The organism is Microvirga sp. (assembly GCF_014699075.1).
GTDB lineage: Bacteria > Pseudomonadota > Alphaproteobacteria > Rhizobiales > Beijerinckiaceae > Microvirga.
On sequence record NZ_JACXAB010000044.1, the window covers coordinates 1 to 17,181 of the forward strand.

Annotated in this window: 16 protein-coding genes; 9 read left to right on the forward strand and 7 right to left on the reverse strand. The window is 60.2% G+C overall.

Going from position 1 to position 17,181, the window contains the following annotated elements; translation table 11 throughout:
- The coding region (locus IC232_RS26330) for a S8 family serine peptidase (protein WP_190847925.1) at positions 1-503 on the forward strand (503 nt) is incomplete at its 5' end.
- Between the two features lie 604 nt (positions 504-1,107).
- Here IC232_RS26330 and IC232_RS26335 read toward each other — a convergent pair.
- The 3 genes from IC232_RS26335 to IC232_RS26345 all read right to left on the reverse strand — a co-directional run bounded on the left by IC232_RS26335 (position 1,108) and on the right by IC232_RS26345 (position 4,810).
- Positions 1,108-3,036 carry a putative bifunctional diguanylate cyclase/phosphodiesterase gene (locus IC232_RS26335; protein ID WP_190847926.1) on the reverse strand — a complete coding sequence of 643 codons (1,929 nt, stop codon included), beginning with the start codon at positions 3,034-3,036 and terminating at the stop codon, positions 1,108-1,110.
- Positions 3,037-3,136: 100 nt separating this feature from the next.
- Positions 3,137-4,255, reverse strand: coding sequence for a methyl-accepting chemotaxis protein (locus IC232_RS26340; RefSeq protein ID WP_190847927.1), 1,119 nt, complete (start codon positions 4,253-4,255; stop codon positions 3,137-3,139).
- Entirely contained in the window at positions 4,256-4,810 is a 555-nt protein-coding gene (locus tag IC232_RS26345) for a hypothetical protein (protein WP_190847928.1), read from the reverse strand.
- A 246-nt stretch (positions 4,811-5,056) separates the two neighbouring features.
- Between IC232_RS26345 and IC232_RS26350 the strand changes: the two genes are divergently transcribed.
- Complete coding sequence (locus IC232_RS26350) at positions 5,057-5,257, forward strand: hypothetical protein (protein WP_190847929.1); 201 nt, start codon at positions 5,057-5,059, stop codon at positions 5,255-5,257.
- Positions 5,258-5,458: 201 nt separating this feature from the next.
- On the opposite strand, the gene IC232_RS26355 is transcribed toward IC232_RS26350, so the two are convergent.
- Positions 5,459-5,746, reverse strand: coding sequence for a DUF3303 domain-containing protein (locus IC232_RS26355; RefSeq protein ID WP_190847930.1), 288 nt, complete (start codon positions 5,744-5,746; stop codon positions 5,459-5,461).
- A 349-nt stretch (positions 5,747-6,095) separates the two neighbouring features.
- Positions 6,096-6,302 carry a hypothetical protein gene (locus IC232_RS26360; RefSeq protein ID WP_173949000.1) on the reverse strand — a complete coding sequence of 69 codons (207 nt, stop codon included), beginning with the start codon at positions 6,300-6,302 and terminating at the stop codon, positions 6,096-6,098.
- Positions 6,303-6,499: 197 nt separating this feature from the next.
- On the opposite strand from IC232_RS26360, the gene IC232_RS26365 reads away from it, so the two are divergent.
- The 6 genes from IC232_RS26365 to IC232_RS26390 all read left to right on the forward strand — a co-directional run bounded on the left by IC232_RS26365 (position 6,500) and on the right by IC232_RS26390 (position 12,322).
- Positions 6,500-7,861 carry an ArgE/DapE family deacylase gene (locus IC232_RS26365; protein WP_190847931.1) on the forward strand — a complete coding sequence of 454 codons (1,362 nt, stop codon included), beginning with the start codon at positions 6,500-6,502 and terminating at the stop codon, positions 7,859-7,861.
- Between the two features lie 435 nt (positions 7,862-8,296).
- A complete protein-coding gene (locus tag IC232_RS26370; RefSeq protein ID WP_190847932.1) occupies positions 8,297-9,913 on the forward strand; it encodes an SUMF1/EgtB/PvdO family nonheme iron enzyme in 1,617 nt (538 codons plus the stop codon).
- 14 nt (positions 9,914-9,927) lie between these two features.
- On the forward strand, positions 9,928-10,446 hold the full coding sequence (locus IC232_RS26375; RefSeq protein WP_190847933.1) for a DUF4399 domain-containing protein: 519 nt from the start codon (positions 9,928-9,930) through the stop codon (positions 10,444-10,446).
- 643 nt (positions 10,447-11,089) lie between these two features.
- Positions 11,090-11,578 carry an Hsp20 family protein gene (locus tag IC232_RS26380; protein ID WP_190847934.1) on the forward strand — a complete coding sequence of 163 codons (489 nt, stop codon included), beginning with the start codon at positions 11,090-11,092 and terminating at the stop codon, positions 11,576-11,578.
- Positions 11,579-11,651: 73 nt separating this feature from the next.
- Positions 11,652-11,918 (forward strand): hypothetical protein, encoded by a 267-nt coding sequence (locus tag IC232_RS26385; RefSeq protein WP_190847935.1) that lies wholly within the window; start codon positions 11,652-11,654, stop codon positions 11,916-11,918.
- Between the two features lie 11 nt (positions 11,919-11,929).
- Positions 11,930-12,322: a hypothetical protein gene (locus IC232_RS26390; RefSeq protein ID WP_190847936.1), complete on the forward strand. Its 393-nt coding sequence runs from the start codon at positions 11,930-11,932 to the stop codon at positions 12,320-12,322.
- A gap of 363 nt (positions 12,323-12,685) precedes the next feature.
- Here the strand turns inward: IC232_RS26390 and IC232_RS26395 are convergent, their stop codons facing one another.
- Entirely contained in the window at positions 12,686-13,831 is a 1,146-nt protein-coding gene (locus tag IC232_RS26395; protein ID WP_190847937.1) for a GGDEF domain-containing protein, read from the reverse strand.
- A gap of 235 nt (positions 13,832-14,066) precedes the next feature.
- Between IC232_RS26395 and IC232_RS26400 the strand changes: the two genes are divergently transcribed.
- Positions 14,067-14,699, forward strand: coding sequence for a tyrosine-type recombinase/integrase (locus IC232_RS26400; RefSeq protein ID WP_190847938.1), 633 nt, complete (start codon positions 14,067-14,069; stop codon positions 14,697-14,699).
- Between the two features lie 278 nt (positions 14,700-14,977).
- On the opposite strand, the gene IC232_RS26405 is transcribed toward IC232_RS26400, so the two are convergent.
- Positions 14,978-17,158, reverse strand: a complete 2,181-nt coding sequence (locus IC232_RS26405; RefSeq protein WP_190847939.1) for a CHASE2 domain-containing protein — start codon at positions 17,156-17,158, stop codon at positions 14,978-14,980.
- Positions 17,159-17,181 lie beyond the last annotated feature (23 nt).

Here is a 17,181-nt window from a genome sequence, read left to right on the forward strand (position 1 = left end):
AAGCGATCGAGGCGGCACAGGCCAAGGGCATCGTGCTCATCGCAGCGGCCGGCCAGAACGGTGCCGGTGGCGAGACGCCTTATCCGGCCGCCTATCCAGGGGTTGTGGCAGTCACCGCGGTGGATCAGGAGCTGAAAGTGTACCGGCGCGCCACGCAGGGAATGTATGTTGATCTCTCTGCGCCTGGGGTGAATGTCTGGACGGCATCGGCCCAGGGCAGCGGCGCCCTGAGGACAGGGACGTCCTATGCGGTACCTTTTGTGTCCGCCGCTGCTGGCCTACTGCTTGCATCAAACCCGGAGTTGGAGACCAAAGTAGTACAATCCCGCTTGGAAGAGCATACCCGCGACCTTGGCAAGCCCGGGTGGGATCCGACATTCGGGTTCGGCCTGATCCAAATAGCAGGTTTGTGCGCACCGCCTACGGGAACACCACCGATCGCCGCAGCCAGAAGACGGTCCAGCGCTCTGCCTTTCAAGGCGCAGACTTCAGACGTGCCCTGACACCTGTGAAGGTCTGCACCGAGTCAGGCAGTGAAATTCCCCGACCTTGAGGAACGTCTGTTCCCGCGAGGTTTGCTGCCCTTAGGCTCAGGTCTCAGGTGGGCCATTCTCGGACCTTCGCCGAGGCGACATTATTCTGCACGATAGCGGTCCTGGTGCAGTTCCGCCCTTCGCCTTTGTCAGTGTTACGATGCGCGGTCGGCCCGCCGCAGGATCGAAATTCTGTCATCTCCCAGCAAGGACTCAGCAATTCCAGCGCTGAATGTATGTAGCAGATTGCCCCCCTCTTCGACATGCCTAGGGCATCGGACGAGAAGTCGGATCCGGTGAGTTCTGCATCTTAGCGGTCCTGGAGCCATCGCGACGCCGTCAAGGGTGCGTCCACTTAACAGTCCGATGCTCCAGTCGGCGGATGGGTAGCCCTAAACCGGTCTATGAGGCGAGAGCCGAGGTCTGACCCGGAACCCGGGGGATCAGCAGGAACTCCTCGCCGCCCATGGGGCCAAGCACATCCTGCATCCGTACCATGTCGCAGCAGGCATGCGCAAAATGACTTTTTGGCGCAACGCGGTTCAGTTGGTGGAATTAAGTTGAATGTGACGATCTAAACCAGCGCCGGAAGCGTACCTGAAAAGCCCAAGTCAGAGGCAGGTTTCGGCCGGCCGAGAAGATAGCCTTGTGCTTCAGTGCATCCAGCGGCCCGGATTTGGGCAAGTTGTTCGTCTGTTTCCACCCCTTCGGCGGTAATCGACATACCAAGACCTCTGCCAAGCCCGACAATGGAGCGGATAATCACCATGCAGTCTGGCCGTATGAATAGCTCCCGCACGAAGGATTGGTCGATCTTAATCTTGTCGAACGGGAAGCTGCGTAGATAGCTCAGTGACGAATAGCCTGTACCGAAGTCGTCAAGAGCAATGCGAACCCCGAGATTACGAAGTTCGTGCAATGCCGTCACCGTTGTCTCATTCTCCTCAAGCAGTGCTGACTCCGTTAACTCCAACTCCAGCCGGCTCGGATCGAGGCCAGTTCGCATCAGCGCTTTACGGACGCAAGGTAGAAGGGTGCGGTTCCGAAACTGGACCGGTGAGATGTTCACGGCCACCTTCATGTTTTCCGGCCATGTGACTGCAGTCCGACAAGCTTCGTTGATGACCCACTCGCTAAGAGAGGCGATCAAACCAATATCTTCCGCAATTGGAATAAACTCGACCGGAGAGACACTACCACGTACGGGATGTCTCCAGCGCAACAGGGCCTCGAAGCCCGTGACATCGTTTGCTTGTAAACTGACCTGTGGCTGGAAGGCTAAGTACAGCTCATTATTCACCATCGCCTTTCTTAGATCGACTTCAAGTGCTCGACGCGCCTGGAGCTCGATATCCATTTCAGGCTCGAAGAAACGGAAGGTACCACGCCCATCTGCTTTGGCACGGTACAAGGCCATATCGGCTTGCTTGAGAAGCTGCTCCGGAGACGAGGTTCCCAGCTCCGTAGATGCAATGCCAATGCTCGTTCCGATAATGATTTCATGCCCATCGATATCGTAGACGGATCCTATCTCCTTCACGATGCGGGATGCCAGAATTGTGCATTCCTGAACTATGTTGATAGGTCCTGTGAGAATGGCGAACTCATCGCCACCGAGCCGGGCAATGACGCTATTGTCTCGGACGCACGCCTGAATTCGTGCGGCAACAGTTTTCAGAAGCCGATCACCAGTCTCATGCCCTAACGTATCATTCACGTTTTTGAAGAGATCAAGGTCAAGGTAGAGAACTGCGAGGGTTGATCCGTCATTGGGGGCATTCTCCAGCGATTGCTCCAATCGCTCTTGGAATAGGGCGCGGTTTGCAAGGCCGGTGAGTGGATCATGATGAGCCAAGTGGGTGAGGTCTGCTGCGAGGTTACCCACTCTGCGATAGGTTCGCTCGAGGAGGATGTTGTGCCTTGCAAGTAGCCCTATAAGGGCAAGCCCGAAAAGTATCAGGAAGCCGACAACGCTAGAGAAGATCCAGTGAAGCTGGGTGAGTTCCTGCTGGTCGTCGGAAGTGAGTGCCGTCCCATGTCTGAATGTAACTGCTGCGAACTGCGTAAGGCTGCTTTGGAGAGGGTGAAGGCTTTGCAATGCCGCTAGAGCGTCATCGGGGTTGTTGAGACTCTCGATTAGAGGAGCGGCATCGTTTGTAGCGCCAGCAAGTTTGCTAATAGTTCTTTCGAAGCTAGGCTCTCGCTCGATGAGAACGCGGAAGCTTCCTTTTGCTAGACTATTGATTGTGCCAGCAAAGATGTCAAAGCGGGTCTGGACCTCTTCCTTTTCTCCATCGCCGTTCTCATCCTTGAACATTCTAAGAGACTGATCGAGTTTCATAAACTCGCTGAGTGCTTGCTGCGCCTGCCAAGTCGGATTGTAGCGAGAAATGCGCCTTAACGCATCCTGACGCTCGGCAATCACTACTGTGAAATATATCGCTGCAAGCAGAAAGCCGCTAACAACCACAGCAAGCAAAAGTTTGAGTATGCGAAATGACAAACGCCTTCCCCTAGACGTTCACTATGTCTCGCAAACACGAGAGTATTAGTGGCCACTATATATATGGCATATGAAGCTTAATAGCTGATTATTCTTGACTTCACGCAGCTTTGACTCCTGAAAGGAAATGCTCGACTTCCTGCCCCAAACTGGCGGAATGGCGGGACAACTCCTGGGCAGACGAGAGAACCTGGGCGGCAGCCGCCCCCGTTTCGCCCGCCCCTTGGCGAACCGCGCTGATGTTGCCGGTGACGAACTCCGTGCCACGCGCGGCTTCCTGCACATTGCGGGCGATCTCGGAGGTAGCGGCCCCCTGCTCCTCCATGGCAGCGGCAATCGCCACCGAGATCTGGGACATCTCACCAATTGTGCTGGCGATCGCCTGAATAGCCTGCACGGCGTCCGTCGTGGCCTGCTGCACGCTGGCGATCTGGTTCGAGATCTCATCAGTTGCGCGGGAGGTCTGACTCGCCAGTTCCTTGACCTCGGTGGCCACTACCGCAAAGCCCTTGCCGGCCTCACCGGCGCGTGCCGCTTCGATAGTGGCATTCAATGCCAGCAGGTTGGTCTGGGAGGCGATGGTGCTGATGAGCTGCACCACATGGCCGATTTTCTCGGCCGAGGCGGCCAGCATCTGCACAGTCTGGTCGGTGCGCCGAGCATCACCCACCGCGCGCCCGGCGATCTGCGAGGAAGTATGAACCTGAGAGGCGATCTCCCGGATCGAGATCGACAACTCTTCGGTGGCGGCCGCCACCGTCTGCACGTTGGCCGAGGTCTGTTGGGCGGTTGATGCGACACCCACCGACTGCTGAGTGGTTCTATCCGCCACAATGGTCATGGTCTGGGCAGTCTCCTCGAGCCCGTTCGCCGCCGCCGAGAGGCGCTGAACCAGCACTCCGACTTTCGCCTCAAAGCTCTGGGCAAGCTCCGCCATCATGCGGCGCTTGTCGGCCTCGCTCTGCACGCGAGTGCGTTCTTGCGCGGTTCGCAGGTGCTCCATTTCCTGAGCGTTGTCACGGAAAACCTCGACGGCCCTGGCCATTTCGCCAAGCTCATCACGACGTTTTGCGCCGATCACGTCCACGCTGGTGTTACCGTTGGCCAGAGCTCTCATGGTTTTGGTCATCTCGCTGACAGGCCGTAGGACCCGACGAAGCAAGTAGAGGCAAAGACCCATTGTCATCAGAATAGAGAGCACAGCTGCGGCCGTGTTCATTCAACGGGTTACGGTCGCTAGGCTGCCAGCCTCCTGCTCGACGAGCTCCGATGCCTCTGCAATCCGGCCACTGATGGTCTCCATCGCATCTTCGAGGGCATCGAACTTCTGCACGAAATCGGGAAGACCCTGCTCAGCCTCCCTCGTGCTCTCAAAGGCCATCTCAACCAGGCTGGAGGCGGATTTCGCATAAGCTGTCAGGGGGGCCTCGACATCAGCGAGAGCGCTGCGGATCTCGTCACTGAGAGCGAGCCCCTTGTTCTCGTCTATGTCTCGTCGAAGCTGGGCCAAGTGGTCGTTCAGGCCCTCCTGGATGTGCGGACGCAGCGTTGGCTCAACCCGTGCCGAATGGAGTGCACGATAGACGTCGCCCCGCAAGGCGTCGTGCATCATGTCGGCGCTGCCTTGGTTGCGGGTCGCATGCGCCAGAATGAGGTTTTGCGAGATGCTGCTCGTGAGAGCAGCATTGCTCCACACCGCGCTTATGCCCGCTCCAAGCCCGACGGCGAGCATGAGGCCAGTAATAATGACAAACTTCGCCCGTAACGACCGCATAACTTCCCCCACTTCCCCAGGAAATCATGGAGTGGGCGATGTTAAAAAAGTCCTACGCTACAGGTACACTCAAGTAATTTATTTGCATTAACATGGCATTGTACTGGAACCGACGCAGGGCACATCGCCTGCTCAAGGTTGGCTCATCAAAGTCAATGGGGCGCCGGATTGCTGCCTCCCTCACAAGGTGCAAGGTCCGGATCGGGTCAATCTTTCACCTTGCGGTCGCCCAACGAACGCCCGCTCATGACCGCCAAAGCGGACCAAGCGATTACGTCTCAGGAGTGCCATGACGAGACGTTCCGTGCCCACGGGCGGTATGCCTATGCCTACTCCGGCAACCCCGTCAGCCGCATGCCCCTGACCAGGCGCTCCGCATCCTCTGGACGCCTGAACGGCTCTTTGGCCGTGAACCGGGCGGAGGAAAAGTCGGGGCGTGAGGCGTGAAGTCCGGCAGCAGCGCTGCGGGCGGCATCGAGTCGCCCCGCATGCGCGTGGCAGGCCGCCAGGAAAGCCTGGACCCAGAGCGGGTTTGGGGACGAGCGCCCGGCGCATCAACCCTGTTGGAGCGAGGCCATAGGGCCTATGCGCATCCGTGAGCCGGACACCCCACCCGAATGGTGTTCGCAGCAGGCCCTCGCGAGAGCCTCAGGCGGAGGAGCTGGCCTGCATCTGCCTGGCCAGTTCGAGGCCCTGCTCCGCAGTCATCGTCGGCGTGACGGTCAGGTCAAAGACGTCATCCCAATCCACGATAGCCGACATGATTGAAGCGACGTTATCCGCTTCGGCCACAGCGATGACGGCGATCTCGGTGGACATAGGCCAGTACTCGGCGATCATCCGCATGCCCGCAGGGTACTCCCAGCTCACGCGACGGGCGATCCGTTCCTTGCCGCTACTCGCAGCCTTTGGCTTGCCGATGACGACAAACAACATGGAAGCCTCCCTGTCATGGCGGCTCCGCCTTTTGGCGGACTGAGGGCCGCCGATCCAGACCATCTTACGCCATTCTGAGGCGCATGTCTGAGGCGCACGGAAAAATCCGCCCTTTGTGGGGTAGCCCCCTCAGCGATGGGCTGGAACGGGTCACCCGCAGGAATCCCCGCCTCCATCGGAACGTCCGGTGACGTAAGGATTGCGGCCCTCGACCCAGGGTCTCATGAGTGTCCATTCCCGAACCTTCGGCAGTCTCGTCTGCAAGCGCGGGCCCAAGCATGCTGGCCCATCCGATAAGGCCCAAGAGCAGAATATGGGGACATGGCCCGCATCGAACGGCCCCCTTTCGTCAGAGGGTCGAGCCCTTGCGCGACTTTTCCTGCTGGACCAGATCTTGGAGGAGCTGGTGGGCAAGGGTCTCATGCGCCACCCGGGGGTTAATTTCGGCGGACTTCCTGCCGTAGGTTGTCGTGACGGTCAGCAGTTTACGGTCAACTTGGTAGGTTCCGGAGTAGGTTCTTCCGTCAACCTTGATGTGGATCGCATGACCTGACATGGGAAAAGACCTCTTCAATGAGAGCGCGCCCACTGCCTCAGCGGAAGGATACTTCCTCTGCTGGCGGGAGACCACACCCCGTGAGGGTATCCCAAGGCGCGTGGGGGCAACCTGTCGTCGCTTGACGCCACCCTACGATGCGGTCAGTGGAGGCGTCGGGTCCAATCGCTCCCGGTTTCCATTCGAAGGTGCGCGCCATGACCACTGAATCCCAAGGAACCCTTAACCCATTGTGGAGCTCCGTTCCTGAGACGGATCGTGCGCGCATCCTTGCTGCAATCGATGAGGCCTTCGACCGGCAGGTCCATTTCCTCTCAGACCTCGTCCGCTGCGCCTCGCTGCGGGGCCAGGAGGCCAATGTCCAGCAACTGGTTGAAAGGGCCCTTCGGCAACGCGGCTACGCCGTCAGCCGCCAAGCCATCGATCCGAGCCTAGTGGGCCGCCATCCGGCGTTTTCTCCGGTCACGGTCAGCTATGACCGATCCTGGAACGTCATTGCGGACTACGAGCCTTCGGTCACTGGGGGCAGGTCCCTGATCCTGAATGCCCATGTCGATGTCGTGCCGGCCGGTGATCCAACCCGCTGGCAGCATCCGCCTTTCGAGCCCGCACGGCAGGGTGAGTGGCTCTATGGCCGCGGCTCCGGCGACATGAAGGCGGGTTTGTCCGCGGCGATCTTTGCCCTCGACGCCATCCGGGCCGCAGGCCTGGAACTGACGGCCCCGGTCCAGATCCATTCGGTCGTTGAGGAGGAGATCACCGGAAATGGAGCCGCGATGGCATTGGCGTCGGGCCGGGTAGCCGATGCCGTGCTGATCCCGGAACCGACCGACGAGAAGCTCGTTCGGGCCAATTCCGGCGTGATCAAGTTCGCCATCACGCTTCACGGGACCCCGGCTCACCCCATCGATATCATGGGTGGCGTGAGTGCGGTCGACGCGGCCATTCGGCTCATTGAGCACCTGCGTCGGCTCGAAGCCCGCTGGAACGAGGAGCGGGCGTCGAAGCTGTTCTTCGATGACGTGGAGAACCCAGCAGCTCTGACGATTGGTACGATCACTGGCGGCGAGTGGATCGCATCCCTGCCCTCAAGCTGCCGCTTCGAGGGGCGCATCGGCTTCTACCCCGGCGACGATCCACATGAGCGCGTGAGGGAGTTCGAGGCCTTTGTCGCATCGGCAGCAGCCGAGGACACCTTGGTGCGGCGCTGCCTTGCCCCCGTGATCGAGTGGGTTGGCGTGGTTCATGCAGGCTACACCCTTGCTCCCGGGTCAGAGGCGGAGGCCGTCCTGACCGAGGCTCACGCCAATGCCAACGCACCTGATGCCGCGCCGTTGGAGGCCTTTGTCATGGCAGCCTATCTGGACGCAGCCGTATATTCGGTTCACGGGGGCATGCCCTCGCTAGTCTATGGACCGATCGCAGAAGATATCCACGCCATCGACGAGCGCGTATCCCTTCCCTCGCTGAGGCGCGTGACGAAGACCATCGCCCTGTTCGTGGCTTCCTGGTGCGGTGTCCGGCCTGCAACGGACGCATTTCAAGAGGAGGCCACGTGATCGCGATGTACCCTTCGGGTCGAGCTCGGTAGTCCCGCAGGCCTGAACGAAGGTTTGCTCATCCCAGCATTGCGGAAGTACGAATAAGGTCAGCCAGGTGCCAGAAAGTGACGTTTACGGTTGACCGCGGGATGTTCTTGTCAGCGGTTATGGGCGACTTTGGGCGTCAATCGTAACAGCAGTCGCTCACGATCCGGGACGCACGACACCAATGACCTACGATCATCCACGATGCCCATGCTCTTGTGAGCACCGGTTGGCCTCATGTGACCCAGAGGGATCACGCACGACGCGGCTGAGGTTCATGCTACCCCCGTGATGCGGCATGCCTTAGGACAAGACACCTGCTGCCGGAGCGATCCAGGGACAGTCGATTGCATTGACAGCTTGATCGGGTGTAATCTTTAGGTTGTTACTGTGCCGCCAGGGGTTGCTATGCCCGGAGAGAGCACTTCCCATGTTATTGGTAGCCCCCGCCGGTTGGCGGCGATCCTTGCGGCAGACATCGCCGGCTACAGCCGGCTCATGGGTTTTGACGAGGAAGGCACCCTTGCGCGCCTGAAGCGGCATCGCCGCGAGATGATCGAGCCGACAATCAATGAGCATTTCGGCCGTGTGATCAAGACGACCGGCGATGGCTTTCTAGCCATGTTCGATAGTCCTCTCGAAGCCGTGCGCTGCGCTATCGTAATCCAGCAGTCGATGGCGGCCCGCAACACCTCGCTGCCACAGGAGCAGTGGATCCGATACCGGATCGGAGTGAATTTGGGCGATGTCATCGTCGATCCGGATGATATCTATGGCGATGGGGTCAATATCGCGGCGCGCCTGGAGAACATGGCTGATCCTGGCGGTGTTTACATCTCAGGCGGCGTCTATGAGCAGATCAAGAACAAGCTGGTCTGCGGCTATCAATCGCTTGGCGACGAGAAGCTCAAGAACATCACAGATCCTGTGCGCATCTATCGGGTCCTGCCGGATCCGTCCGCGGTCGCCCATGCTAGCCATACCAAAGCCAAATGGAACTGGACCGCTGCCGGGTTCGTGGGGCTAATGGCCGTGGCAGGAGCCGGCTGGTATGCATTCCTAACGCAGCGTCCGGCAGGGGCGCCAGAGGCCACGTTGAACTCACCCGCTTCTGTCCCGGCTCAGGCTGCAACGGCCCAACCGCAACAGAATGCTTCACTCCAAGGAGCTGCCAACCCTCCGGGCCTGCCTCCGCCGCCTCCAACCCTATCGGGTGAACTGCCCATTCCAATCCCGGAGGCGTCTCCTGCTCCTACTGCGCCCTCCAGCAATACCCAAGTCGCTGCCGTGCCCCCACCGCAGTCTTTGAGCAAGCCGGTTGAATTCGGAACAGGTTTGCGGGATTGCCAGAGCTGCCCGGAACTGGTGCGTTTGCCCGGGGGCAGTTTCCGGATGGGGAGTAACGAGGATCCATCCGAGACTCCGGCTCATTTAGTCAGAGTTAAGCCATTTGCTCTGGGTCGATACCCGGTCACAGTCGGCGAATGGAACCAGTGTGTGGCCGCGAATGCCTGTGCCTCCCCCCTCGATGGCAATTCCATGGCTCCAGCCCGCAACCTGAGCTGGGCCGATGCGCAACAGTTTGTTGCATGGCTCTCAAAGAGTACCGGACAGGATTACCGCCTGCCTAGTGAGGCCGAATGGGAATATGCAGCCCGCGCCGGAACCGGCGGCCGCTATTGGTGGGGCGACAAGATTGTCCCGAAAATGGCCAACTGCAAAGGCTGCGGCGAACCCTATGATCCACGCCAGCCCGCGCTTGTCGGCAGCTTTCCAGCAAACCCACTGGGCCTTCACGACCTAGCCGGCGGCGTCGCCCAATGGGTCGCGGATTGCTGGCACCCGAACTATCAGGGCGCACCAGCCGACGGATCGGCTTGGACTGAGGCAAGTTGCCGAGAGAGAGTGCTGCGTGGAGGTTCTTGGCGCAACGATGCAAGCTATGCCAGGTCAGCAAGTCGAGCCTATTACGACAGCGGGGTGCGATATCCGGCCCATGGGCTCCGGGTAGCTCGCTCGCTTTGAGAGGGAGACACCTGATGCACGTGATCGTTCGACAGGGTGCACTTGCCGCCGCATTCGTCGTAAGCTTCGGTTGGGCATGCTGGTCGGCTCAGGCGCAGACACCGGCCCCAGCGGACGCGGCTCTTTACATTATCTATCCGGTCGACGGACAGCGGATCCGAGGCAGCTTCCCAGTTCGGTTCGGGCTGCGCAACATGGGCATCACCCATGCGGGCGACAGAACACCGAACACCGGCCACCACCATCTCCTGGTCGATGTAGACGAGGCGATTGAGCCGAATGAACCGATCCCAACCGATAAACAACACATTCACTTTGGCGCAGGACAAACCGAGACCCGCCTTGACCTCCCACCCGGTAAGCATGTTCTGCAACTCGTTCTCGGTGATGCTGACCACAAACCCTTCGCGCCTCTGCTCATCTCCAAGAAAATCACCGTGACAGTATTGCCGCCTCGGGTGCGCAGGTCCTCTCAGATCAGTCGAGCCGATCGAGAGAGCGGGATCCGGCGAAGTGGATCGATGCGACCCTGAAATACGGTGGGACGCCCTGAATTTCGTAGCACGAATGGGCGTAGGTTGCATTTCTCGGCTTACATTGCAGAAGCCGGCTTGATCAAATCCAAAGTGAATCGTGAAAGGTCGTCTGATCAGGGCACCTGCTACAGTTGAAGGTCCGTTCCGGGTCAAACTGAGCCTTTAGGAGTGGACGTGTGATTGTCCGCTTACCCCTACGACTACGGACTCTCGGTCTACTTCGGCTTCATGCCATTTGCCGTTGTTCGCGAGGATTGCATAAAGGCCTGTCTGGCATCTGACGTTGCGACAGAAACCATGGGCTGAAATGCTTAGTGGCGCGCGTTGAACCCCACTGAACCGGAACCGTGGACTTTTACTCCAGCGCCCTCGGGCCAGGGCTCTCGGGTGGCTGCGCTATAGCCAAGAGTGCATCCGCTTTCACCATACCGGCCGAAGGATCTCGATGGGCTGTGCGATTGCGCCTGAGTGATCCAAAAAGCAGGAAGTCGACAGCGTTGTGTCGGTAGAGCCGAAGGTCTTGACGACGCAAAATCCCGTTCCTAACTTGATGAGCGCCAAGGCTCAGACGAGCTTGGCACACGGGCGCCGGCGGTGTCCGGCGCTCTCGGATCCATGTTGCTCACAAGAGGATGTGGCTATGAGAACCTTCGACATTTCTCCCCTGTACCGCTCCACGGTTGGCTTCGACCGGCTGTTCGACATGCTCGATCAGACCGCCCGGCTCGAGCCCATGACTAATTGGCCGCCTTACAATATCGAGAAGGCTGGTGACGACCAGTACCGGATCACAATGGCGGTGGCCGGTTTCTCCCCGGACGAGATCGAGCTCACCCAGCACGGCTCCGCCCTGCTGGTGACCGGACACAAGGGGTCCGAGGACGACAAGCAGTACCTGCATCGCGGCATCGCCACCCGCGCCTTCAAGCAGACGTTCAACCTCGCCGACCACGTGAAGGTAAAGGGCGCGAGCCTGGAGAATGGGATGCTCACAGTCGACCTAGTACGCGAGGTGCCCGAAGCCCTGAAGCCCCGCCGGATCGAGATCGCCACCAACACTCAGCCTGTGATGGCGCAGGACAACGCGAAGCAAATCGAGCACGAGCCGCAGAAGACCAAGGCCGCGTAAGCGAGCCAGCCGCACATAGCCTCGGGCACCTCCCGCCCGAGGCTGGACCGTTTGCAGAACTCAGGAGGGATCCATGCAACAGACCTTCAGAGACGACATCGCGAGCGAGCTTACGTTTCCCCGTCACAGACCCAGTCACTCTTTCACCCATCCGCACCAGGTCCTCGGGCATGCCCTCCTGTCGCGAGGCGAGAAGCGGGCCTTGCTGGCCGAATGGGCGTCCGACGCCTGTTCGGTCGAAGGCCGACCTGGATGGCGGCAGATCCCCGGGTCGGGCGCAGTGGTTGTGATCGACGACATCCTCGATGCCCTCAGGGTGCTGGACTACAGCCATAGTTGACGGGGCGTGTGATGAGAACCGAGCCCTCCGTCCCTCCCGCCCCAAGCCCCATCATCTGGTTGCCTTGGCTTCATGCCAACGCTCGTCGACGCGAAGTCCATACCCTGCCCGACCTGGATCGCGCCCTGGTGGCCCCCGCGTCCGTGTTCGCGTCACCCGACGATGTGGTGCGTCATCGCCGTCTCACCATTGATTGCAAGCGTGAGATCCTGTGGCGCTGGGCCTGGGACGAGTACCTCCTCGACCTGGCGCTCGCCGATGGCATGCCCGAAGGCGAGCCGCCGCGTCTGCCGGAGGTGAAAGCGGCCTTGCGCCTGCTGAGCATCGAATGGAGCCCGGATCCCGTAGCGCCGGCGATGCCAATCCCGCTGTTCGAGCACCACGAGCTTTGCCTGGTGGCCTGAGCTCAAGGCTGCGTGTCGGAGCGCCCAAGCAAGCACCGTGCTCGACCCAGAACCCTCCAACGATGGCGGGCCCTGGTCATCTTTGAGTATGTCGGAGGCGCCGATGAGAAGCCCGCAGCAGGCCGGTCACTTTGGCACTTGGCTACGGAAACCGTGTCAGGCGGCATGGTCTGGATCCACTACTGGGTGGCGAACGATCTTGCACCTCCCCAGAGCCATTGGATTCGCGCCGTCCCCACTACCAAACATCGAAAGTCTGCAACGGGGCACAGTGTAAGGCAGAGCAGACCACATGAAGGTCGGCTTCACCCTGCTCCTGTGGACACTTGGTTTGATCCCCGTCGTGCCCAGCGGCAGGAATCCCTATGCCGTGAGCGGCCACTGACGGCTGGGACTGGCAAGACGGTACAGCCCCTTGCCGGCTCTTTTGGCTTCGTAGCTTGCCTCATCGGCGGCGCGCAGAAGAGCCTCTCCGTCACCGCACTCGGGAGCGAGAGCAATGCCGACAGAGACGTTGATGCCGATCGACCGCCCTTCAATGCAGTAGGGTACGCTGACCTCCGCGATGAGACGCTCGGCCAACCGAACGGCAGCCTCCCGCTCCGTAGCAGGCATTTGCAGCACCGCGAACTCGTCGCCCCCAAGCCTGGCGACCACATCGCCCTCGCGGAGCGCGTGGCGCATCCGATGGGCGATCTGGCGAAGGAGTTCGTCACCCATGGCATGGCCATAGGCATCGTTCACGTGCTTGAACCCATCGAGATCCAAGGCGAGGACCGCGTACTTCTGCCTCTGGCGGGTCAGGTGCTCGGATGCCTTGGACAGGCATTCGCGAAAGGCGGCTCGGTTTGGAAGCCCCGTGAGATCATCATGCGCGGCACGGCGGGCGAGGCTGCGCTGGGCGCGATGCAGGGCCACGATGGTCTGGGCGCCGTGGCGACATGCCTCGATGTGGCTGTACCCGTAAAGCAGGAGCAAACCACCAACGATCTGGTAGCTCGTGTCAGGATGTAGGAGACAGCCGGCGGCAAAGGCGACCAGGACGACGCTGCCGGTGCTGATCGGGATCCAGGCCCGACACGCAACCCGCGTCGACGATTGCCCGGCGCAGGTCGCCATTGTGAGCCCAAGGCAGAGCAACTGGACCCCAGCATCGGCTCCCGACAGGGCCCGGAGCGACATTCCCGCGATCACGGCTGCCATCAGGAGCGAGCCTGCGCCGTAGGCGCACTCCCATCGCCTCGCGGCTGCGGGCGAGAGATCCTTGTCGGCTCTGGACTGATAAAAGGCCGCAAGGAGCCCCAGCCGGATCACCGCCATGACCATCGACAGCCAAGCCAGCAGCCAATCCCAACCGGACCCGGTGCGCCACGCCATCAGCCAAGCCCCGACGACGACACCGATTGTCACCGAGGTGACCTGAGGCAGGGCTGTATAGAGCAGCCGAACGAGATCGGTGTGGATGCGCTCAGAGCGGAGCGGGCTGGGGATGGAGTTTAGGCCAGGCATGCATCGAGTCTACACGAACTGAGGAAATTTTGCCTTAAAGCAAAAGTGCGAGGGCAAGGGCGAGCAGACGGGACTATGCACTCCTCATGTAGTGCAGGAGACGATTGGGAGCTTCGCCCTCAGAACAAAGCAGGAGATTGGCTGAAATGAAGGGGACGTCTTGTTGACCCTGGGTTTTCTGCCAGCGCGTAAGGCCAAGGTTCATTGCGGGGGGCTTTGCTTCAGGAGCACTGCAATGCAAGACACTATCGCTGACCACCCCTGCCGAACCATCACACCTTGGAACTGGGGCAAGCTGATCGGACCCAAGCCGCCTCTGAAGCCTAAGGAGATCTGGTCCATTCGGGTCAGGCTCCAACTTGCGCGCCGCGTCCGCGACCTTGCCTTGTTCAACCTGGCCCTCGACAGCAAGCTGCGAGCTTGTGACCTAGTCGCGCTCCGGGTCGATGATGTGGCACTCAATGGGCGGGTGCGGTCCCGGGCGACCGTGATTCAGCGGAAAACAGGGCAGCCTGTTCAGTTCGAGATTACGGAGCAGACCCGAGAGGCTGTGGGGCGCTGGCTCGAGAAGAAGAACCTGCATAAAGGCGAGCCACTGTTTCCAAGCCGGATCAATCGGCAAAAGCCCATGACAACGCGCCAGTACGCCCGCCTGCTCGGATCCTGGCTTCGCGCGATTGGCCTCGATCCTCTGGCCTATGGTACGCACTCACTGCGGCGCACCAAAGCGTCGATGATCTATCGAAGGACAGGCAATCTCCGGGCCGTTCAGCTTCTGCTCGGCCACACCAAGATCGAGAGTACGGTGCGGTATCTCGGCATCGATGTCGACGATGCTCTTCTGATTGCGGAGCAGGTTGAGATCTAATTGTCTGAGGCGGCTCCCCGATGAGCCGCCTCAGTGCCTACTGCATGTTAACGAGCAAGGTCCGGACCTGAGGCTTAAGCAGCCACAAAGCAAATGGCCAGCACGTGCCAGGAGCCGACCTTCGTGCTCCTGCAGTTAGGGCGGAAAGCTTAGGCCAGGTTGATAAGCTTCCCCATCCGCCATTCCCCTACTGCGACCTGTTCAAGGGCTAGGACAGCATGTGTTCCGCCGGCGAACGATCAGTGTTGGTTCAATCATTGCAAGAAGCCGCAGCTACGTTAGCTGGATGATGCCGGAGTCTCGATGAGGTGGCGGATGCGTTGAATGTAAAGCTCGTAGTAATCATCGAGACCGAATTTCTTGCCTAACTCTCGACAGAGAAGAATCATCTCGAGCGCCTGCGACCACTCCCGGCAACGATAGGCGGTCAGCATGCTGCCGTTCCGTTCGTTCAGTTCCGCGAAGTCACGGCTCGTGGCCACATTGGCGCGCCCTAGGACAGTGAAGATCCTCTCGAGCTCCCGCTTTCCTCTGACCTGCAAATGGTCGATTTCGAGAACGGCGAACTGGGTCAGAACTGCCTGCGCGGTCCGCTCACCGATAATGATGGGAACACCGTAGTGCTTTGTCATTCCCTCGAGGCGGGACGCCAGATTGACCGTGTCCCCCAGGGCCGAGTAGTTGAAGTGCAGATCGGACCCAAAGTTGCCGACGGCACAGAGGCCGGTATTCAGGCCGATCCCGATCCTGAGTGGTGGAACCGGCTGATCGGCTTCACGCTGGCGTTGTTCGTTCAGGACGTTGAGACTGTCCAACATCGCGCACGCGGCCTCGCATGAATTCACCTCATGACGTGGATCGGCGAGCGGGGCGTTCCAGAACGCCATGATGGCGTCGCCCATGTATTTGTCGATCGTGCCGCGGCGCTCCATGATGTCCTTGGTCAGCGGGGTAAAAAGCCGATTGATCAGGGTCGTCAGTCCCTGTGGATCGTCCTTGTACAACTCGGAAATTGCCGTGAAGCCGCGAACGTCCGAGAAGAGCACAGTCAGCACACGCTGCTCTCCGCCTAGGGTCAGCTTCTCGGGTGATTGCGCCAGCTGCTCGACAAGGTCGGGTGAGAGATACTGGCTGAACGCCGATCTGATCCGGTACCGGTCCGCTGAAACGGTCACATAGTTCGTGAAGACAAGAACCGCGTACACCAGAAGACTTGAGATCAGCGGGAAGGTGTAGTCGATCAGGAGATCAAGAAAAGAGAAGCAGTACCAGGACACGCCCAGGGTCACGGCGGCGGTGGTGCCTCCGAGCACAAAAAGGGTTCCGGCATTCACCCTGGGCACCAGTGCGATCAGGGTCAGGCTCAGAAGCGTAGCGAGCAGGATCTCGATAAAGGCCGTGTAAGTCGGCCGGCTCAGGGTCGATCCCGTGAGGGCACCCTCCAAGAGCTGGGCATGCAACTCGACCCCTGGCAAGGCCGGGTGGATCGGGGTGACCTTGAGATCGAGAAGGCCAGCGGCGGAGGTCCCGATCAACACCAGTTTCCCGGCAAGGCGGTCCGTGGACACCCTGCGCTGCAGAAGGTCGAGCGCGGAAACATATCTGCTTGGGTTGAGGGAGGCGAAATGGATCCAGACCCGGCCTTTTCCGTCCGTCGGGATTTCAAGATCATCAACACCGACGCTCCGGACACCGCTGGCGTCCGATTTGATCAGAATGGCTCCCGATCCTGTGGCAACCCGCAGCATCTCAAGGGCAAGTGACGGCACGACGGTACCATCCGCGACCGCCACGACCGGGACACGGCGGACAACACCGTCCTGTTCAGGAATGATCGAAAAGATGCCCTGGCCCTGAGCGGCCTCGTCAAGGATGGGTAGGTTACGCAGCAGATGCGGGAAGTCGACCAGGAAAGGTCGCGGGTCTGGGCCGAGAATCGCGATGCCCGTCTGGATTGCCGGCCGTGCAATTGGCGCCGCTCCCGAGACGCTATACCCCGACTGCCCGAGGACCACCTTCGACGTCCGAATGGCCTGGGCGAAGGCAGCGTCATTGCCGGGCAAGCGCCGGAGCGTCTCCCGTGTTGCGTCGTCCAGTCCTTGGAATGTCTCAGCCGCGACCTCTGGTGAGCTCCGGTCCCGCTCGGGAAAGAGGACGTCAAAGCCGATGACCGTGCCGCCTCGCTCGACGATCTTCGAGAGCATCTCGGCCATGACCGTGCGTGGCCAGGGCCATTGTCCCAGAGCCCGCAGGCTCGGCTCGTCGATATCCACAACGGTGACAAGGTCCTGGCGCGCGGCACGCGGATGCATCAGCTGATATATATCAAACGACCTCTGGCGAAGAGCTTCGATGGGTCCAGGATCCCAGATCCGCAAGGCCAGCAGTCCGACCAGAAGCAGGAGGCCAACAATCCGTCCAATCCCGAAGCGGCGTATCTTTTTCAAGAGAATCGTCACAGCCGTCGTTCCGCTGTGCTGTG